The sequence below is a fragment of the Serratia proteamaculans genome, assembly GCF_013337185.1.
In the GTDB taxonomy this organism is placed as follows: domain Bacteria; phylum Pseudomonadota; class Gammaproteobacteria; order Enterobacterales; family Enterobacteriaceae; genus Serratia; species Serratia proteamaculans_D.
This window is the reverse complement of the sequence record NZ_SWDE01000001.1, coordinates 75,305-94,926: the sequence shown is the minus strand read 5'-3', so window position 1 is coordinate 94,926 and position 19,622 is coordinate 75,305. Positions and strand designations below refer to the sequence as shown.

Below are 19,622 nucleotides of genomic sequence, written 5' to 3'. Positions count from 1 at the left end.
CCTGCAAAATTCATGAGCATGACCTGCTGTCATGCCGTGCTGGTAAAGCTTATAACATAAAAAAGGCTGGATGAATATCCAGCCTAAGGTATCACCGATCAAGCGCTACTTTAAACGCCCACGCGCCAGGTTCAATCGCCCTTCACTCATCCGCAACACGTTTTGGCTGAGATGGCAGTGGGTAATGGCGATGGCCAGCGCATCGGCGGCGTCAGCCTGAGGATTGGCCGACAGCTTCAGCAAGGAGCGCACCATGTGCTGCACCTGGGCTTTTTCTGCCGCGCCGGTACCGACCACCGTTTGTTTCACCTGGCGTGCCGCATACTCAAACACTTCCAAATCCTGGTTCACGGCAGCGACAATGGCCACGCCGCGCGCCTGCCCTAGCTTGAGCGCCGAATCCGGGTTCTTCGCCATGAACACCTGTTCGATGGCAAAAAAGTCCGGTTTGAACTGGGTGATAATTTCGCTCACGCCCGCATAAATCAGCTTCAGACGCGTCGGCATGTCATCCACCACGGTGCGGATACAGCCGCTGGCCACATAGGTCAACTGACGGCCCTGCTGGCGAATAAGGCCGTAACCGGTGATGCGCGATCCGGGATCGATACCGAGAATGATCGTCATCCCTACACCCACCTTGCGTTAAGCATTAACTTCGCCAGGCGCTGCCACCAGGCAGCGCCGTACTTCAAGCCGATTACAGCGTTGCTGCAACTTCGTCGGAGATCTCACCGTTGTGGTAAACCTCCTGCACGTCGTCGCAGTCTTCCAGCATGTCGATCAGGCGCAACAGCTTAGGCGCGGTTTCCTCATCCATATCGGCCTTGGTCGATGGGATCATGGAAACCTCTGCCGAGTCGGCAGTGAAACCCGCAGCGGTCAGGGCATCTTTCACTTCGCCGAGGTTTTCCCAGGCGGTGAATACGTCGATGACACCGTCGTCGTAGCTGACGATATCTTCGGCACCGGCTTCCAGCGCCGCTTCCATCACCACGTCTTCATCCAGGCCCGGTGCGTAAGTGATGACGCCCTTCTTGGTGAACAGGTAAGCTACGGAACCGTCGGTACCCAGGTTACCGCCACATTTGGTGAAGGCATGACGCACTTCGGCCACGGTACGGTTACGGTTGTCACTCAGGCATTCGATCATGACGGCAGTGCCGCCCGGGCCGTAGCCTTCATAAATGATGGTTTCCATGTTGGAATCATCATCACCGCCCACGCCGCGCGCAATGGCACGGTTCAGGGTGTCGCGCGTCATGTTGTTGGACAGCGCCTTGTCAACCGCCGCACGCAGACGCGGGTTAGCACCCGGATCGCCACCGCCCAGTTTCGCGGCGGTCACCAGCTCGCGAATAATTTTGGTGAAAATTTTACCGCGCTTGGAATCCTGCGCTGCCTTGCGGTGCTTGGTGTTGGCCCACTTACTATGACCTGCCATAAAAAATCTCCGAAAAAAATTACTGGACTGAATTAATCACAAACTCTTCAATCGCCTGCTGATTGCTCCAGGACTTGGTCAACTTCACGGCCTGCGCCGCCTCAAGCCACTGGTAGGCGTGATGTTCGGTAATCACCGGATCGCGCTCTTCAGGCAAAGCCAGACAGAACCAATGCTCTTTATTGCGCGTGGTTCCCGGGGCATAGCGATGTCGCAAATGGACAAAGAGTTCAAACTCCACACAGCGCTGGCAATCGAACAACGGCAGATTCTCTGCTTCGATATCGATGCCGACTTCTTCCATGACCTCACGCCGGGCGGCATGCGGCGGCGACTCATCTTCCTCCAGGCTGCCGGTCACCGACTGCCAGAATTCAGTATCATCGCGCCGCTGTAACATCAGCACCCGGCCACTGGAGATGGCATAAATCACTACCAGAATAGACTCGGGTCGCTTGTAGTTCATTAAACGTTCTCTAGCTTTGAATCGTCGGCCGCTTTCTTCACCACACAAATCCCCAACTCCTGCAGCGACGCCGGGTTGGCGAAGCTCGGCGCTTCGGTCATCAGACAGGCAGCCGCGGTAGTTTTCGGGAAGGCGATGACGTCACGAATGTTGTCGGTACCGGTCAGCAGCATTACCAGACGATCCAGGCCAAAAGCCAGGCCGGCGTGTGGCGGCGTGCCGTACTTCAGCGCGTCCAGCAGGAAGCCAAACTTCTCGCGTTGTTCGTGCTCGTTAATACCGAGGATGCTAAATACCGTCTGCTGCATTTCGCTGCGGTGAATACGTACTGAACCGCCGCCCACTTCATAGCCATTGATAACCATGTCGTAAGCGTTGGCAATGGCCGCGGTTGGCGTTGCTGCCAGCTCTTCCGGGCTCATGTCGCGTGGAGCGGTGAACGGATGGTGCATCGCTGCCAGGCCGCCTTCACCGTCTTCTTCGAACATTGGGAAGTCGACCACCCACAGCGGTGCCCAGCTGTCGAGTTTGGTCAGTTGCAAGTCACGGCCCAGTTTCAGACGCAGCGCGCCCATCGCATCGGTCACAATCTTGAAGCTGTCGGCGCCGAAGAACAGGATGTCGCCGGACTGCGCGTTAGTACGCGCCAGGACTGCTTCCAGCACCTCCGCGCTGAGGAATTTGGCGATCGGGCTTTGTACGCCTTCCATGCCGGCTGCACGGTCATTGACCTTCAGCCAGGCCAGGCCTTTGGCGCCATAGATGTTAACGAAAGCGCCGTATTCGTCGATCAGTTTACGGGTCAGCTGCGCGCCGCCCGGAACGCAAATCGCGGCTACGCGGCCTTTGGCATCGTTAGCCGGGCCGGAGAACACTTTGAACTCGACATCTTTCACCAGGTCGGCAACGTCCACCAGTTCCAGCGGGTTACGCAGATCCGGTTTGTCCGAGCCGTAGCGGCGCATCGCTTCTTCGAAGGTCATGATCGGGAAATCACCCAGATCCACATTCTTCACGTCCAGCCACAGTTCACGCGCCAGTTTCTCCATCACTTCACGCACCTGTTCGGCGGTCATGAAAGAGGTTTCCACGTCGATCTGGGTAAATTCAGGCTGACGGTCAGCACGCAGGTCTTCGTCGCGGAAGCATTTAACGATTTGATAGTAGCGATCGAAACCGGACATCATCAGCAACTGCTTGAACAGCTGTGGTGACTGCGGCAACGCATAGAATTTGCCTTTATGTACGCGGCTCGGTACCAGGTAGTCACGGGCACCTTCCGGCGTGGCTTTGGTCAACATCGGCGTTTCGATATCGAGGAAGCCGTGGCTGTCCATAAAGCGGCGCACGAAGCTGGTGATTTTGGCGCGGGTTTTCAGGCGGTCGGCCATTTCAGGACGACGCAGATCCAGGTAGCGATATTTCAGGCGCGCTTCTTCGCTGTTGACCTGGTTGGAATCCAGCGGCAGAGGCTCGGAACGGTTGATGATCTCCAGAGCGTGGGCGAACACTTCCACTTCGCCGGTGGCCATATCTTTATTGATCTGGCTGTCCGGACGAGCACGCACGGTGCCGACGATCTGGATGCAGAATTCATTGCGCAGGTCGTACGCCTTATCGAACGCGGCCTTCTGGTCCGGATCGAAAAACACCTGCACGATGCCTTCGCGGTCGCGCATATCAATAAAGATCAGGCCGCCCAGATCGCGACGACGGTTGACCCAACCACACAAAGTGACTTCCTGGCCCACGTGAGACAGATTCAACTGCCCGCAATATTCAGTACGCATACGCTATCCTTTTGGCTTAAGCCGATGCCGCGCGGGCTTTAGCGCCTGCCACGCGGCTGTTTTCTGATAATTTCTGATGAACTCTACTTATTACCCGGTTTGAAGTCTGTTGCATACCAACCCGTACCCTTTAACTGGAAACCGGTGGACGAAATCAGCTTGGTTAACGCGGGCTGCCCACACGCCGGACAATCTGTCAGCGGCGCATCGGAAAATTTTTGCAGTTTCTCTAACCGAAGGCTGCAAGCACCACATGCATATTCATAAATCGGCATAGGTCGTCGGAGTAAAGTGTGTTGAAAAAAGGCGATCATTATAAAGGAAATTCATGCGACAGATAAGTGCGAACACAGCTTTGTTACAGCACTAAATGACGTGTTTTTGCCCGAAATAACACATTGATTAACAAATTTCCCATTAACCCGTGACGCTTTTTTCACGTAGCCTGAATCTACCCCTGTTTAGCGCGCCAGCTCACCTGCGCGTATTTCATCCACCTCGTAACGAGATATTCCCATGTTAAAACTTGATGCTCAAACTACGGCCCTGGTATTGATTGATTTGCAAAAGGGTATTCTGCCTTACGCCGGTGGGCCACACAGCGCCGAGAGCGTGGTTGCCCATGGTGCACAGTTGGCAGCCCACTTTCGTTCGCTGGGTGCGCCGGTTGTCCTCGTGCGCGTCGGCTGGTCAGATTCCTTTGCCGAAGCGCTGAAACAACCGGTAGATCAACCCTCCCCAGCCGGTGAGTTGCCTGCCAACTGGTGGGAGTTCCCCGAGTCGCTGGCGGTTAGCGACAGCGATATCCTGGTGACCAAGCGACAATGGGGCGCATTTTACGGCACCGATCTTGACCTGCAACTGCGTCGCCGCGGCATTAAATCCATCGTACTGGGGGGTATTGCCACCAACATTGGCGTGGAATCGACCGCCCGGGCCGCCTGGGAGCACGGCTACGAGTTGGTGATCGCCGAAGACCTGTGCAGCGCACCCAACGCTGAAATGCACCAGTTTGCTTTCAACAACATCTTCCCGCGTCTGGCGCGCGTTCGCAGCACCCGTGAAATTCTTGCCGCCATCGGCGAGTAACGTTAAGTTGTAGGGGCGCCGCATACTGCGCCCGCGTTTGACTGTCAGGGATAATTAAGGAAGATGCCAGCTTGATGTATATCGGACTCCCACAGTGGCAACACCCGGCCTGGAACCGTATCGGGCTGCGCGATCTGGCGGATTACAGCCGCTACTTTAACTGCGTGGAAGGCAATACCACCTTCTACGCGTTACCAAAACTGGAAATAGTCCAGCGCTGGCGCGACATGACCACCGATGATTTTCGCTTCTGTTTTAAATTTCCCGCCACCATCAGTCATCAGGCGGCACTACGCAACTGTGACGCCAATGTACAAGCCTTTTACCAATGCCTGAGCCCGGTGCATCAGCGCATCGGCCAACTTTGGCTGCAACTGCCCGCCGCGTTCGGCCCGGCGGAGCTACCGGCGATGTGGCAATTTTTTGACGCCTTGCCAAAAGAGTTTACCTACGGGGTGGAAGTACGCCACCCGGCATTCTTTGGCAAGGGTGAAGAAGAGCGACTGTTGAATCAGGGGTTGCATCAGCGGGGTATCAACCGCGTGATCCTTGACAGCAGACCGGTGCATCACGCCGTGCCCAACAGCGCAGCAGTGCGCGATGCACAGCAGAAAAAGCCCAAGCTGCCGGTGCATGCGCTGGTCACCGCCAACAATCCGCTGGTACGTTTTATCGGTGGCGATGTGTTGCAGGATAACCTGCGCTGGTTCGACGCCTGGCAACAGAAACTGCCCAGTTGGCAATCCCGGCATCAGCCCTTCTTGTTTATCCATACGCCGGATAACGGCGATTCCCCGCAACAGGCGCAGAAAATCTGGCAGCAACTGCATCAGGCTATTCCGAATTTGCCACCGCCACCTGACTGGCCCGAGCAGGATGCACTGTTTTGACCTATTAATCTGACCAATAACATCAGATTTTTCCTCGCGACAGTGAATGCAATGGCGGCTATGATGCTGGCTGCCAGTTTTGGTTAGGGAATGGAGTTAAAAATGGTAAGCGCGCTTTATGTCGTGCTCGGCGCACTGTTGTTGATCAAACTATCTTATGACGTGGTTAGGCTAAGGATGCAATACCGTGTCGCTTACGGAGACGGCGGATTTTACGAGCTACAAACCGCCATCCGCGTTCACGGCAATGCCGTAGAATACATTCCTATCGCCGCCGTTTTGCTGGTGATCATGGAGATGAACGGCGCTGAAGTCTGGATGATCCATATTTGTGGCCTGATGTTGATGGCCGGCCGTCTGGTGCATTATTACGGTTTACGCAATCGTGAAGTCCGCTGGCGTCGTTCCGGCATGACGGCCACCTACCTTTCGTTGGTGTTAATGGTGCTGGCCAATATTTTCTATCTGCCGTGGGATATTATTTTCAGCCTTCATTGATCCCTGCACGACCTCAGGCGGTTACGCCGCCTGCTTCCGCTGCTCTTTCTTGCCATTTTCTGTTAGCATATGCGCCTTCGAATTCTGAACTGATTTGCCGCCATGCCAAACCACGATACTCTTTTTTCTGCCCCAATCGCCAAACTGGGCGACTGGACCTTCGACGAACGCGTCGCTGAAGTGTTCCCTGACATGATCCAGCGTTCCGTTCCCGGCTATTCCAATATCATTTCGATGATTGGCATGCTGGCCGAACGTTTCGTTAAGCCAGGCAGCCAGGTGTATGACCTCGGCTGTTCACTGGGCGCCGCAACGCTGTCGATGCGAAGGAATATCAAGGTGGCGGGTTGTAACATCATTGCCGTCGACAATTCCCCGGCGATGGTGGAACGCTGCCGCCGCCATATTGACGCCTTCCGCGCCGACACCCCGGTAGAAGTGATTGAGGCTGATATTCTCGATATCAAAATCGAAAACGCCTCGATGGTGGTGCTGAACTTCACCCTGCAATTCCTGGAGCCGGCTGACCGGCTGCGCCTGCTGGAACAGGTTTATCGCGGACTGCGTCCGGGCGGTGCACTGGTACTGTCGGAGAAATTCAGTTTTGAAGATGCCGACGTCGGCGAGTTGCTGTTCAACATGCACCACGATTTTAAACGCGCCAACGGCTATAGCGAACTGGAAATCAGCCAGAAGCGCAGCATGCTGGAAAACGTCATGCTGACCGACTCCGTAGATGCCCACAAAACGCGTTTGAAGCAGGCCGGTTTTGAACATGCCGAAGTCTGGTTCCAGTGCTTTAACTTCGGTTCACTGATCGCCCTGAAATCGGGGGCAGCAGCATGATTGAGTTTGGTGATTTTTATCAACGCATCGCAAAAGGCAACCTCAGTCACTGGCTCGATACCCTGCCCGCGCAGCTTAGCGCCTGGCAGCGTGAGTCACTGCACGGCAAGTTCAAACAGTGGTTTAATTCGGTTGAACACCTGCCGGCACTGACGCCAACCCGTCTGGATTTACTGGACGGCGTGCGTGCCGAGATGGCCCCCCCTCTGTCGCCAGGTCAGTTGGAAGGCATCGAAAAGATGCTGCGCACCATGATGCCGTGGCGTAAAGGGCCGTTCTCGCTGTATGGCATCGATATCGACACCGAATGGCATTCCGACTGGAAATGGGATCGCGTTTTACCGCACATTTCACCGCTGGCCGGTCGCACCATTCTTGATGTCGGCTGCGGCAGCGGTTATCACCTGTGGCGCATGCTTGGCGCTGGGGCACATCTGGCGGTCGGCATCGACCCGATGCAGCTGTTCCTGTGTCAGTTCGAAGCGGTGCGTAAACTGTTGGGCGGCGATCAGCGTGCTCATCTGTTGCCGCTCGGCATTGAACAACTGCCGGAACTGGCCGCCTTCGATACGGTATTTTCGATGGGTGTGCTGTACCACCGCCGCTCGCCGCTGGATCACCTCTACCAGTTGAAAAACCAATTGGTTAACGAAGGTGAACTGGTGCTGGAAACGTTGGTGATAGAAGGCGACCGCAATCAGGTATTGGTGCCCGGCGATCGCTACGCGCAAATGCGGAACGTCTATTTTATTCCGTCTGCCGAAGCGCTGAAGTGCTGGCTGGAGAAGTGCGGTTTCGTCGACGTGAAAATCGCCGACATGTGTGTGACCAGCACTGAAGAGCAACGCCGCACCGACTGGATGACCAGCGAGTCACTGGCCGAGTTCCTCGATCCTGACAATCCGGGTAAAACCATCGAAGGCTACCCTGCTCCGCTGCGTGCCGTATTGGTGGCGAAAAAACCTTAAGCCAAAATGAAAACAGCGTCATCACCTCCTATGCCAGCGAGGTGATGACGCCATCCTCAGTTACTTTCGCAAGGCTTCCAGTAAATCCTTTTCCAGCACCCCGCTGGATTGGCATTCAAAAGGTTTAACCTTGTCATTACCGTCCGGCGTGGTCAGCCCCGCCACACCACTAACCTGCACCATGACATGGCTGCCTTCCCCGGCAGAATAGACCTGAATCAGAATTCGGTACTCCTGCGTCAGATTTGAAGGGGTGGTCTGGACGGCACAATCCAAATAAAGCGCGGCCAGCTCGGTATCGTTACCCGTGACCCCGACAACGCCCAGTCGACGATCCGTCAGCGTTGGGGTTATCCCTTTTGCAGCAAGAACCGCCCCCACCCGATCAAGCAGTTCATCGGGTTTTCTATTGCCGATTAGCTGGGTATTTGCCGCATCAGGCGAGTTCGGAACAACGGCTGCGCTGCCCTCGGTGGGTTGATTACCGGTTTTTGTCGGCCCATAGACTGAGACGCATCCCGTCAACATTAGTATCGCAATAGCAGTTAACAATCTCATGATGTTCACCGGTAATACAGCGTTGCACAGGCGCTTAGGCTGCAGACCAGGCATAAAATAATCAGAAAACGCATACGCTCTCCTTAGCGATAATAGGCTGCGACACAGCCGGATAATGAAAGGCATGCCACCAGCAGGCAAATAAAATAGAACTTCATGTTTCCTCCTTAACTACACAGTTTCCCTAGGATGAATTCGGCCATTCAACGTGGCTCGTAGCAAAGGTTACTGCATCAGGAAGTAGGCGGTCGCGCCAGGACGTTTGTGCCAGCCATGGCAGGACGATATGGAGGATTTTGTTCGATATCATATTGATTTATAAATGTAAAAAACCCGGCAACTTGCCGGGTTATGGTGTTCATTTACTGGCCAATCGACCTTTCAGTCTGAAAGCGGCTTAGCTATGCGGTTTGCGCCAAGGGATCGACCAATGCCAGCGAGTTTTTCATGGCTTCGACCATTTCGCCATCCACGCAATAATGGCTAAATTCATCAAACTCACTGTCTGAACACATGGTCACGCCGGCTTTGCGATAACGCATGGTCGAAGGCACCGCATGACCGGATGAACTGTGCAGCTCCTGAATACCGATATCGACAAATTTATGCAGATTGCTCAAGCGCACGCCGGCACCGGCCATAATGACCGGCCCCTGACTGGCCTGCAGCAGGTCACGCAGCAAGGGTAAACCCAGCTCCGCATTTTGCTGCTGGCCGGAAGTCAGGATCCGCGCCACGCCCAACTGAGTTAGTTGACTGAGCGCGACCATCGGGTTCTGGCACATATCAAATGCACGATGAAAGGTCACCGCCATATTGCCACTCAAGCGCATCACTTCGCGCATGCGCGGCAGGTCGATATGCCCTTCTTCATCCAGCATGCCGACCACCACACCGGCAAAACCCATATCGCGGATCTGTGCAATATCATGCTTGATCACATCAAAATCTACCGCACCGTAGCAAAAATCCCCACCGCGCGGACGAATAATAGGATGCACCGGCACGCTGACTCTGTCGCGCGCCAGGCGTAATGAGCCGTAGCTGGGTGTCAAACCGCCCTCGCTCGGGCTGGAGCACAATTCTATGCGATCGGCACCTGCCCGCTCAGCCGTCAGCGCGCAATCGACGCTATAGCAACAAACTTCCAGTTTTATCATTGTCACCCCCAGATGACGGCTAACCTGCGACGGCAATTGTTAATTTTTCAATTTATCTCTTAGGCTGATAAAGAGGTATCAGCCTACACAGGGTAGTAACTATGGCATTCAATTTTGATCAATGGGTAGACCGTAGTCACAGTGACAGCGTTAAGTGGGATAAATATCGCGACCGCGACATTATTCCACTCTGGGTCGCCGATACCGATTTCCCGTCACCACCGGCCATCATCGACGCATTACAGCAGCGCGTAGCACATGCGGTATTCGGCTACAGCCATCCTTCACCCGAACTTATTGAGATTTTTACCCGCCGCATGCTGGAACGTTACGGCTGGCGTATCAACCCCGAATGGCTGATTTTCCTGCCCGGTCTGGTTTGCGGTCTTAATTTATGCGTGCGCGCTTTTACCTCTGAGGGCGAAAGCACTCTGGCACCCTCCCTGATTTACCCCCCGTTTCGCAAAGCAGCGAAATTTGCCGGACGCACCCAGTTGCCAGTACCGTTGACGCTGCACGACCGTCGCTGGCTGTTGGATTTCAGCGCCATTACCGGGCAGCTCAGTGGTAAAGAGAAACTACTGTTGTTGTGCAACCCGCAAAATCCGGGCGGTACGGTTTATCGCAGGCAAGAGCTATTGCTGCACCATGAATTTGCCCTGGCCCATGAGCTGACAGTCTGTTCGGACGAAATTCATTGTGACCTGTTGCTGGAACCCGGCTGCGAGCACATCCCCTTTGCCACCCTGAATGAAGACGCCGCCCAGCGCAGCATCACGCTGATGTCACCGTCAAAAACCTTCAACATTGCCGGTCTTGGCGCCTCGCTGGCGATTGTTCCCAACCCGCAGTTACGCCAGAAGCTGGCCCGTGCTCGCAGCGGCATCGTGCCGGAGGTGGACGTACTGGCGCTGGTTGCCGCCCAGGCCGCCTACCAGCATGGCCAAGACTGGCTGGACGCGCTGTTGATTTATCTGCGCGCCAACCGCGATTTGGTGACCGAGCGTATTAATGCCATGCCCGGTCTGTTGCTACAGCCCGTTGAAGCCACTTATTTGGCCTGGATTGACTGTAGCCAACTGGCGGTCGATAACCCGCACGCCTTTTTTGAACAGGCCGGCGTCGGGTTAAGTCCGGGGCTGGATTTTGGCAACCGCCATTTCGTCCGTTTGAATTTCGGTTGTCGGCGCGAACTGCTGACTCAGGCACTGGATCGCATGATGCTGGCGACCCAATCGCGGATGCCAAATTAGGCTTGCTCGCTGGCGACGATTTCCCGGATGGAATAAGGATGAAATTTAATAGTCACCGTCCCATCGGTGATCGCCAGCGTCGGGTTAGGCAAACGTTCGCCCTCACCCTGGGGTGAACTCTGCTTCAATTTGATCCCAGGTGCCAGCAACGCTTCATCGGGAAGATGACTCAACGCCCGCGCATACAAGGTGGCCGGTTCGCCACTCAGCACCAGCTCCACATGCTCCCAGCCCTCGTGCGGATAACGTTTATCGCCGGGATAAGGCAGCTCCACGCAGTCGATCAACCATGGCCCGACCTTGAGCGGTTGCTGGAGATCAAACAAGCATATAGGGCGACCATTTATCATCGACTCTGACAGCAATGAGCCACAGTGTTCAAACCCCTGCCGCCAGCGATCGGCCGTGGTGTTTTGATGGCAACGTACCGAGATATGATCCGCCGTAAACTGGGACAAATCCAAATGCAGCTTTTCGGCAAACCGGCACAGCGCCAGTTCAAAGCGGGGTAAATCCAGCGCTAAATCGTCAAGTTCGGCCATCGCCGGGAAAGTGGTCATAGCATCCTCGATACTGCGGAAAGCGGTTTTCAGGAGGGGTAATTTACACGTCTGAGGCGCTGCTAGCCACCCGGCTGACGCGGCAAGTTAATATTTTTTGCTCTCAAATAGAACGCCAAGATAAAGTGGCTATTTGCTGAACATAAAAAGCACAAAAGAATAATTTTCTCGTTTTTTATTACACTGCAGATTTTACTTTTCCAGCCTTTAATTCCCGACAAAGGCTATGGCATAAGTTTATAGCTTTTTCTTATGACCAGAGCACTGAAGATATTGCTAACTTATTAAGCCAAATAATTCACCACTGCCAACATTCATAAATGCTTAAGAAATAGTTAATTCATACGTAGTAAAAAAACGATTCGGAATGAATGTCCATTAAAACAGAAGCATCAACAACTTGTTAACTAAAGGCTTTGCAATAAATCAGGCATGAGAATCTTCCTAAACACTAGCGCGGTAATTGCTTGAAAATATCAATTGAGCTACTTTAGTGAAAATTGAGTCAGAGATAATCACTTATGTTCCTTTTAATAGTTTCTTTGCTATTGGTAGTTATTGCTGCCTATGCGATATATCGTCATTTTAAATCACGTCGCAATAACACGCTGGATGCTGGTCGCAGAAACAAAAAACACTAGTTCTGCTGATTCCAATTTATCCCCTCCATGTTTTTTCTCGTATGCCGTTCACTCTGCCACCGCAACTCATTGCTGGCGGGCATTAATGAACCAGGACTTTCACCTAATCCTCCCGCGCCAACTGCTGACGTCACCCATCAAATCAGTTACAATTACAGGCTGTTTTGTGGTGGGCCGCCGTGTTGACGCGCAGCCAAAAAAACCACCTTTGAATCCCGCAGGGGCATGGCATACGGCCCCTCGTTCGTCATTAAGGTAACCCGGTGAATATTCAGGTTCTTCTTTCAGATAAAGTCAGCCAGGCGCTGATTGCCGCAGGCGCGCCAGCCGATTGCGAAGCGCAGGTCCGTCAATCAGCCAAAGCACAGTTCGGTGATTATCAGGCCAATGGCGTGATGTCCGTCGCCAAAAAACTCGGCATGCCGCCGCGCCAATTGGCGGAAAAAGTGGTGCAACTGCTTGACCTCGGCGTCGTCGCCAGCAAAGTGGAAATCGCCGGCCCCGGCTTTATCAATATTTTCCTGAACAGCGAATGGGTTGCCCAGCAAGCCGATCGCGTGCTGAGCGCGCCAAAACTGGATATTGCGCCGGTCAAACAGCAGACCATCGTTATTGACTACTCTGCCCCCAACGTGGCGAAAGAAATGCACGTCGGCCACCTGCGCTCCACCATTATTGGTGACGCCGCCGCACGTACCCAGGAGTTCCTGGGCCATAAGGTGATCCGCGCTAACCACGTTGGCGACTGGGGCACCCAGTTCGGCATGTTAATCGCCTATCTGGAAAAAATGCAGAACGAGAACGCCAGCGATATGGATCTGTCCGACCTGGAACAGTTCTACCGTGAAGCGAAGAAACACTATGACGAAGACGCCGATTTTGCCGAACGCGCTCGCGCCTATGTGGTGAAGTTGCAAGGCGGCGATCAGTACTGTCTGAAGATGTGGCGCAAGCTGGTCGACATCACCATGGCGCAAAATCAGCTGACCTATAACCGTCTGAACGTCACCCTGACCGAAGACGACGTGATGGGTGAAAGCCTGTACAACTCGATGCTGCCGGGGATTGTTGCCGATCTCAAGGCCAAGGGCCTGGCGGTGGAAAGCGAAGGCGCCACCGTGGTATTCCTCGATGAATACAAAAATAAAGACGGCGAGCCTATGGGCGTCATCATCCAGAAAAAGGATGGCGGCTACCTGTACACCACTACCGATATCGCCTGTGCCAAATACCGTTATGAAACTCTGGGCGCCGATCGTGTGCTGTATTACATCGACTCGCGTCAGCACCAACATCTGATGCAGGCCTGGACCATCGTGCGCAAAGCCGGCTATATACCGGACTCGCTGTCGCTGGAACACCACATGTTCGGCATGATGCTGGGTAAAGACGGCAAGCCGTTCAAAACCCGCTCAGGCGGCACGGTGAAACTGTCCGACCTGCTGGATGAAGCGGTGGATCGCGCCGGCAAACTGATCGCCGAGAAAAACCCGGATATGCCGGCAGAAGAAATGCAGAGCCTGGCCAATGCGGTTGGCATCGGTGCGGTAAAATATGCCGACCTGTCAAAAAGCCGGACCACCGATTACATCTTCGACTGGGACAATATGCTGGCGTTTGAAGGTAATACCGCACCTTATATGCAGTATGCCTATACCCGCGTGGCCTCGGTGTTCAAACGCGCCGGTGTCGATGAAAGCAATCTGACCCTGCCACTGGTGATGACCGAAGAGCGTGAAATCACGCTGGCAACCCGTCTGCTGCAGTTTGAAGAAGTGATCACCACAGTGGCGCGCGAAGGCACCCCGCACGTGATGTGTAGCTATCTGTACGACCTCGCGGGCCTGTTCTCCGGCTTCTACGAGCACTGCCAGATCCTCAATGCAGACAGCGAAGAAGCGCGTCAGAGCCGCCTGAAACTGGCACTGCTGACCGCCAAAACCTTGAAAGCCGGTCTGGATACGCTGGGTATCGAAACCGTCGAACGTATGTAACCTCTCGGGGTTGAATACGAGAAAGGGTCGCCATGGCGACCCTTTTTTATGCTTTGACGACGGCAATATCCGTTACGCCACCCGGCGGGCAAAGTCCCGTGGCCGGAAGCCCAGCCCAGCCAATACGCCAAAGTAAGCCACCACGCCGGTGACCACCACGACCGCCAGCCGTAGCAAACGCTCCAGCATATTGCCCTGATCCCAGGCAGGCATTAGCCACATCACGCCGACCAGCACCACCGACATCACCAGCACCGCGATCACCAGCTTGGTCAGGAACATCGCCCAACCCGGCTGCGGGTGGAAAATCTTCTGCTTACGCAACTGCCAGTACAGCAGCGAAGCGTTAAGGCAGGCCCCGAGACCGATCGACAGCGAAAGCCCGGCATGTTTCAGCGGGCCGATAAACATCAGGTTCATCACCTGAGTCAAAATCAGCGTGATGATGGCGATTTTAACCGGCGTTTTAATGTCCTGGCGCGAATAGAAGCCTGGTGCCAACACCTTGACCACGATTAACCCCATCAGCCCGACCGAATAGGCCACCAGCGCACGCTGAGTCATGGCGGCATCAAAGGCACTGAACTTGCCGTACTGGAACAACGAAACGGTCAACGGCTTGGCCAAAATACCCAGCGCGATAGCACTCGGCAGCGCCAGCAGGAAGCACAGACGCAAACCCCAGTCCATCAGTCGGGAATATTCGTCGTGGTTACCGCTGGAGAAACTTTTTGCCAGCGACGGCAACAAAATAGTGCCCAATGCCACACCCAACACCCCGGAAGGAAACTCCATCAGACGGTCGGCATAGTACATCCAGGAAACCGATCCTGAGACCAGGAACGAGGCAAAAATGGTGTTGATAATCAGTGAAATCTGGCTAACCGAAACGCCAAAAATCGCCGGCCCCATCTGACGCATCACGCGCCATACCCCGGCATCACCAAGTTTGATACGCGGCAGCACCAGCATGCCGATCTTCTTCAGGTGCGGCAGTTGATAACCCAGTTGCAGCACCCCACCGACCACCACCGCCCAGGCCAGCGCCATCACCGGTGGATTGAAGTATGGCGCGGCAAACAGCGCGAAACCGATCATGCTGACGTTCAGCAGGGTTGGCGCAAACGCCGGGATCGAAAAACGGTTCCAGGTATTGAGGATCGAGCCGACCAGCGAGGCCAGCGAAATCAGCAAAATATAGGGGAAGGTAACGCGCAACAGCGACGATGTCAGAGCAAATTTGTCCGGTGAATCGACAAAGCCCGGTGCGGTAATGTAGATAACCCAGGGGGCGGCCAGCATCCCCAACACCGTGACCAACGCCAGTATCAGCGTCAACAGCCCGGAAACGTAGGAGATAAAGGTGCGCGTCGCTTCTTCACCCTGCTGGCTTTTATATTCGGCCAGGATCGGCACAAAGGCTTGAGAAAATGCGCCCTCGGCAAAAATGCGCCGCAGCAGGTTGGGCAGTTTGAACGCCACGAAGAAGGCATCTGTTGCCATACCGGCGCCAAACACCCGCGCCACGATAGCGTCACGGGCAAAGCCCAGCACCCGCGAAAACATCGTCATAGAGCTGACGGCGGCCAACGATTTTAGTAGGTTCATGTGGTTTTTCTGATGTGCCCTGTAAATGTCGACGCCTGCATCAGCAGGCGTCAGTAAAACTATCGGCTAAGTTTACTCATCCGCGGCAGAATAGCTACCGCCATATGTTACATGGGGTTACCTTATAATCCGGCATCGCGCAGCAGTTTTTCAATCACCCTTTGAGCAGCAATCGCCTGCTCTCCGGCGGTTTCCGGCAGCGTCTGGTTGCTGACAGAAGTAATAAAATGGCGAACTGCACCGTCAAAGCCGCGCTGTGCCAGGGTGGTCTGCCAGCCTGGTGCCGGTTGCTCCAGCACGCCTTGTGAGTCTTCCCGCAGCCACTGGCGCATATCGCTCAACTGATAGACTGCGCCGTCGGTTACTGCCTGCACGCTTTCGCGCTGGCTGCCGGCGCGGCGATGCATACTGGTGGTCACCAACGTTTCACCGCACTCAAAATGATGCTCGGCATACATCAACTCACCGGCCGCCGTGGCTCGCAGGCTACCGCTGAGTAATTTCCCCCCATCGCCACCCAGCCACAGCGCGGTATCCACCACGTGCAGATAATCGTCCAGCAGGGTAAAGCGCAGGCTGTTTGGCCCGACGCTGTCGGCACGGTGTTTGTCCATGCGAATCGATGCCGGTTGCTGCATCTGTTGCTTCAACTGACGATATAACGGCGCAAAACGACGGTTAAAACCCACCATCAGCGTTTTGCCCTGCTTTTCAGCCAGGGCGATCAACTGCTCGCCTTGTTCAACCGTCTCCGCCAGCGGCTTGTCGACATAGACATGAACGCCGTAACGCAGTAATTCGCTAATCACCTGAAAATGACTGGCGGTGCTGCTGTGCACGAACACCGCATCGCATTGCCTGGCCAAAGTGTCCAGCCCGGAAAAACAGGCCATCCGATAGCTGTCGCAGAGCGGTTGTGCCTTTTGCTGGTTGGGGGAAAAACCGCCGACCAGCGTCCAGTCCGCCGCCTGGCTCAGGATTGGCAAATAGGCTTTTTGTGCAATACCGCCCAACCCCACGACGCCAACGCGTAATTTAGTCATTCGCTCTCCCGCAGCAAAAGCGCCTGCACTTGCTGTTTTAACTGTGCCACTTCGTTTTCCAATACGCTGACGCGCTGGCTCAATTCAGTGTCATTGCCCGGCTCTGCTTCTGCCGGGGCCTCGTCAATCTGGCCGCAGAACAAATGCATAAATCGGCTTTCACGCTTGCCCGGCTCGCGCGCCAGACGCACTACAAAGGGGCCATCCTCTCGGGCGCTCAGATTCGTCAGTACCTGCTCCACTTCAGTAACGTCATTAAACTCATGCATGCGGTTAGTGCGGGTGCGCAGTTCACCGGGAGTTTGCGCGCCACGAAGCAACAAGGTGGCAACCACCGCCACCTCGGCGGCAGACAGTTTTAGCTGGCCGAACTCCGAATTACAGAAGCGGTGCTCATACTTGACCACGCGATTGCCGAAGCCGCTGAGGGTGCGCAGAAAATGTTTCTTTAGCAACAGGTCGAGAATTTGCTGCACTTCACTTTCCGTCAGTTCCATCACCGGCTCGCGGTTGGTTTTCTGGTTACAGGCAAGCTGGATGCCATTGAGGGAAAGGGGATACTGATCCGGGGTAGTCACCTGCTTTTCCAGCAGGCAGCCAATCACCCTGGCTTCTTTAGCGCTTAATTCATATTTCATTTTCTGGCCTCAGCGTGGCGGTAGCCATTCTTTATTGGTTAATGCCGTCAGTACGTGATCCTGCCACTGCCCGTCAATCAGCAGATAGTCCTTGGCATAACCTTCACGTTCAAATCCCAGGCGGGTCAACAACGCGCCGCTGCGCTGATTATGCGGCATATAGTTGGCCATAATGCGATGCATCCGCTGCTGACGCAGCATATAGCGGATAGCGGACTGCAGCGCTTCATACATCAGCCCTTGCCCCTGCCATTTTTCGGCCAGTGAATAACCGAGGAAACAGGCATGGAATGAACCGCGCAGCACGTTGCTGAAGTTCGCCACGCCCTGCACTTCATGTTCTTCCTGATCAAGCAGGATAAAATAGTAGGCGCTGCCCTGCTTTTGCATTTCGGTGATCATCCCCAGCCGTGCCTGCCAGCCGGAAGGATAACAATGGCTTTCATCCCGGACCGGTTCCCATGGCTTAAGGAAGGCTCGGTTTTCGGCATAGTATTCCGCCAGCCGGTAGGCATCGCGTTCATGAACTAAACGGACAACCAGCCGGTCGGTGGTGAGGCGTACTTTTGGTGATGCAGAGCGGTAGCCAAACATCATTTCCCCCGCGGTCAGAACGGTTCGATAAGAAGTATTTATTGGGCGCATGTCTGGATATTCATCCTGCGACGAACCTATCCTGGGCCATTATTTTTTAAACAGCGGCGCAGAACCGCACTTACCCTCATTTAATATAACCGTAGCCTGCCCCGGAGGTAAAATCCCGACAGCTCAGTAAATAAGCGATTGGCCATTTTACGGCTATTTTCGTGCTGTTTTGCCGTGCAGGTAACGTATTGACGATAAAAAAATATTATCTTCCTCGCCCCTATCGGCAATCCGGGAATGGGTACAAACTAGGGCGGTCGCACTCCTCTCCCCCTTAATTGCTCGTGGTGAAGCATGTCTCTGGTATCGCAAGCTCGGAGCTTGGGTAAGTATTTTCTATTACTCGATAACCTGTTAGTGGTTTTAGGCTTTTTTGTGGTCTTTCCACTTATTTCGATTCGCTTTGTCGATCAGCTTGGCTGGGCGGCCGTAGTGGTCGGTGCCGCACTGGGTTTGCGGCAATTAATCCAACAGGGATTGGGCATTTTTGGCGGGGCAATCGCCGACCGATTTGGCGCCAAACCGATGATCGTCACTGGCATGCTGATGCGCGCAGCCGGTTTCGCCACCATGGCCATGGCCGATCAGCCCTGGTTGCTGTGGTTCTCCTGCGCCCTTTCCGCCCTCGGTGGCACCTTGTTTGACCCACCGCGCACCGCGCTGGTGATTAAGCTCACCCGTCCGCATGAGCGTGGCCGTTTTTACTCCCTGTTAATGATGCAGGACAGTGCCGGGGCGGTGATTGGCGCCCTGATCGGCAGTTGGCTGCTGCAATATGATTTCCACTTCGTTTGCTGGGTCGGCGCGGGCATTTTCGTGTTGGCTGCGGGCTGGAACGCCTGGCTGCTGCCGGCATACCGTATTTCTACCGTCCGCACCCCAATGAAGGAAGGCATGATGCGCGTACTGCGTGACCGCCGTTTCCTGACCTACGTGCTGACGCTGACCGGCTACTACATGCTGTCGGTACAGGTGATGCTGATGCTGCCGATCGTGGTCAATGAAATTGCCGGTTCACCCACGGCGGTAAAATGGATGTATGCCATCGAAGCCGCGCTGTCGCTGTCACTTCTGTACCCACTGGCTCGCTGGAGCGAAAAACGTTTTCGGCTGGAACAGCGCTTGATGGCCGGCCTGCTGCTGATGACCCTCAGCCTGATGCCGGTTGGGCTGGCAACCAGTCTGCAGGGCGTGTTTACTCTGATCTGCTGTTTCTATCTCGGTTCGATCATCGCCGAGCCCGCGCGTGAAACCCTCAGCGCTTCGCTGGCCGATCCCCGCGCACGCGGCAGCTACATGGGGTTCAGCCGCCTGGGGCTGGCATTGGGCGGCGCACTGGGTTACACCGGCGGCGGCTGGATGTACGACACCGGCCACTCGATGAACATGCCGGAACTGCCGTGGATACTGCTGGGTATCGTGGGCTTTATTACCCTGTTCGCCCTTTACTGGCAGTTCAACCCGCGCAGCAGCGCACCGGCGATTGCCCCCGGGGGCTAAGGTTTTTCTCTAAGTTGCCAGAAAATCAGCC

Annotated in this window: 20 protein-coding genes; 8 read left to right on the top strand and 12 right to left on the bottom strand. The window is 54.9% G+C overall.

Features of this window, described 5'->3' with window-relative positions:
• Window positions 1-105: 105 nt before the first annotated feature.
• From ruvC to FCL49_RS00490, 5 genes are all read right to left on the bottom strand, one after another.
• Complete coding sequence (gene ruvC / locus FCL49_RS00510; RefSeq protein WP_135316882.1) at window positions 106-627, bottom strand: crossover junction endodeoxyribonuclease RuvC; 522 nt, start codon at window positions 625-627, stop codon at window positions 106-108.
• A 73-nt stretch (window positions 628-700) separates the two neighbouring features.
• Window positions 701-1,444, bottom strand: a complete 744-nt coding sequence (locus FCL49_RS00505) for a YebC/PmpR family DNA-binding transcriptional regulator (RefSeq protein WP_174351989.1) — start codon at window positions 1,442-1,444, stop codon at window positions 701-703.
• Between the two features lie 19 nt (window positions 1,445-1,463).
• Complete coding sequence (gene nudB / locus FCL49_RS00500; RefSeq protein ID WP_099064270.1) at window positions 1,464-1,910, bottom strand: dihydroneopterin triphosphate diphosphatase; 447 nt, start codon at window positions 1,908-1,910, stop codon at window positions 1,464-1,466.
• Window positions 1,910-3,700, bottom strand: a complete 1,791-nt coding sequence (gene aspS / locus FCL49_RS00495; protein WP_174351988.1) for an aspartate--tRNA ligase — start codon at window positions 3,698-3,700, stop codon at window positions 1,910-1,912. The genes nudB and aspS overlap by 1 nt, the downstream gene beginning before the upstream one ends.
• Before the next feature lie 83 nt (window positions 3,701-3,783).
• Window positions 3,784-3,975 carry an FmdB family zinc ribbon protein gene (locus tag FCL49_RS00490; RefSeq protein ID WP_012145506.1) on the bottom strand — a complete coding sequence of 64 codons (192 nt, stop codon included), beginning with the start codon at window positions 3,973-3,975 and terminating at the stop codon, window positions 3,784-3,786.
• Between the two features lie 241 nt (window positions 3,976-4,216).
• Here FCL49_RS00490 and FCL49_RS00485 point away from each other — a divergent pair, with 241 nt between their 5' ends.
• The 5 genes from FCL49_RS00485 to cmoB all read left to right on the top strand — a co-directional run bounded on the left by FCL49_RS00485 (window position 4,217) and on the right by cmoB (window position 7,991).
• Window positions 4,217-4,789 carry a hydrolase gene (locus FCL49_RS00485; RefSeq protein WP_174351987.1) on the top strand — a complete coding sequence of 191 codons (573 nt, stop codon included), beginning with the start codon at window positions 4,217-4,219 and terminating at the stop codon, window positions 4,787-4,789.
• A gap of 74 nt (window positions 4,790-4,863) precedes the next feature.
• Window positions 4,864-5,679: a DUF72 domain-containing protein gene (locus FCL49_RS00480; RefSeq protein ID WP_174351986.1), complete on the top strand. Its 816-nt coding sequence runs from the start codon at window positions 4,864-4,866 to the stop codon at window positions 5,677-5,679.
• 102 nt (window positions 5,680-5,781) lie between these two features.
• Window positions 5,782-6,177, top strand: a complete 396-nt coding sequence (locus FCL49_RS00475; protein ID WP_099064274.1) for an MAPEG family protein — start codon at window positions 5,782-5,784, stop codon at window positions 6,175-6,177.
• Window positions 6,178-6,279: 102 nt separating this feature from the next.
• Window positions 6,280-7,023 carry a carboxy-S-adenosyl-L-methionine synthase CmoA gene (gene cmoA, locus FCL49_RS00470; protein WP_174351985.1) on the top strand — a complete coding sequence of 248 codons (744 nt, stop codon included), beginning with the start codon at window positions 6,280-6,282 and terminating at the stop codon, window positions 7,021-7,023.
• Entirely contained in the window at window positions 7,020-7,991 is a 972-nt protein-coding gene (gene cmoB, locus FCL49_RS00465) for a tRNA 5-methoxyuridine(34)/uridine 5-oxyacetic acid(34) synthase CmoB (RefSeq protein WP_174351984.1), read from the top strand. The genes cmoA and cmoB overlap by 4 nt, the downstream gene beginning before the upstream one ends.
• Before the next feature lie 60 nt (window positions 7,992-8,051).
• Here cmoB and FCL49_RS00460 read toward each other — a convergent pair whose 3' ends face one another.
• Both FCL49_RS00460 and cutC read right to left on the bottom strand, forming a co-directional pair.
• Window positions 8,052-8,549: a hypothetical protein gene (locus tag FCL49_RS00460; protein ID WP_217434301.1), complete on the bottom strand. Its 498-nt coding sequence runs from the start codon at window positions 8,547-8,549 to the stop codon at window positions 8,052-8,054.
• Window positions 8,550-8,950: 401 nt separating this feature from the next.
• Entirely contained in the window at window positions 8,951-9,709 is a 759-nt protein-coding gene (gene cutC / locus FCL49_RS00455; protein WP_135316891.1) for a copper homeostasis protein CutC, read from the bottom strand.
• Between the two features lie 101 nt (window positions 9,710-9,810).
• Here cutC and FCL49_RS00450 point away from each other — a divergent pair, with 101 nt between their 5' ends.
• Complete coding sequence (locus FCL49_RS00450; protein WP_174351983.1) at window positions 9,811-10,962, top strand: MalY/PatB family protein; 1,152 nt, start codon at window positions 9,811-9,813, stop codon at window positions 10,960-10,962.
• On the opposite strand, the gene FCL49_RS00445 is transcribed toward FCL49_RS00450, so the two are convergent.
• The gene (locus FCL49_RS00445; RefSeq protein WP_174351982.1) at window positions 10,959-11,522 is read right to left on the bottom strand and encodes a VOC family protein; all 564 of its coding nucleotides are present in this window, start codon (window positions 11,520-11,522) and stop codon (window positions 10,959-10,961) included. The genes FCL49_RS00450 and FCL49_RS00445 overlap by 4 nt on opposite strands.
• A 904-nt stretch (window positions 11,523-12,426) precedes the next feature.
• Between FCL49_RS00445 and argS the strand changes: the two genes are divergently transcribed.
• Window positions 12,427-14,157 (top strand): arginine--tRNA ligase, encoded by a 1,731-nt coding sequence (argS, locus tag FCL49_RS00440; RefSeq protein ID WP_174351981.1) that lies wholly within the window; start codon window positions 12,427-12,429, stop codon window positions 14,155-14,157.
• Between the two features lie 72 nt (window positions 14,158-14,229).
• Here the strand turns inward: argS and murJ are convergent, their stop codons facing one another.
• The 4 genes from murJ to rimJ all read right to left on the bottom strand — a co-directional run bounded on the left by murJ (window position 14,230) and on the right by rimJ (window position 18,040).
• Window positions 14,230-15,765 carry a murein biosynthesis integral membrane protein MurJ gene (gene murJ / locus FCL49_RS00435; protein WP_174351980.1) on the bottom strand — a complete coding sequence of 512 codons (1,536 nt, stop codon included), beginning with the start codon at window positions 15,763-15,765 and terminating at the stop codon, window positions 14,230-14,232.
• A gap of 122 nt (window positions 15,766-15,887) precedes the next feature.
• The gene (locus FCL49_RS00430; protein ID WP_174351979.1) at window positions 15,888-16,808 is read right to left on the bottom strand and encodes a Gfo/Idh/MocA family protein; all 921 of its coding nucleotides are present in this window, start codon (window positions 16,806-16,808) and stop codon (window positions 15,888-15,890) included.
• Window positions 16,805-17,446, bottom strand: coding sequence for a YceH family protein (locus tag FCL49_RS00425; RefSeq protein ID WP_174351978.1), 642 nt, complete (start codon window positions 17,444-17,446; stop codon window positions 16,805-16,807). Before FCL49_RS00425 ends, FCL49_RS00430 begins: the two co-directional genes overlap by 4 nt.
• A gap of 9 nt (window positions 17,447-17,455) precedes the next feature.
• The gene (gene rimJ, locus FCL49_RS00420) at window positions 17,456-18,040 is read right to left on the bottom strand and encodes a ribosomal protein S5-alanine N-acetyltransferase (protein ID WP_174353424.1); all 585 of its coding nucleotides are present in this window, start codon (window positions 18,038-18,040) and stop codon (window positions 17,456-17,458) included.
• 345 nt (window positions 18,041-18,385) lie between these two features.
• Between rimJ and mdtH the strand changes: the two genes are divergently transcribed.
• Window positions 18,386-19,591, top strand: coding sequence for a multidrug efflux MFS transporter MdtH (gene mdtH / locus FCL49_RS00415; protein ID WP_174351977.1), 1,206 nt, complete (start codon window positions 18,386-18,388; stop codon window positions 19,589-19,591).
• The last annotated feature ends 31 nt before the right edge of the window (window positions 19,592-19,622 follow it).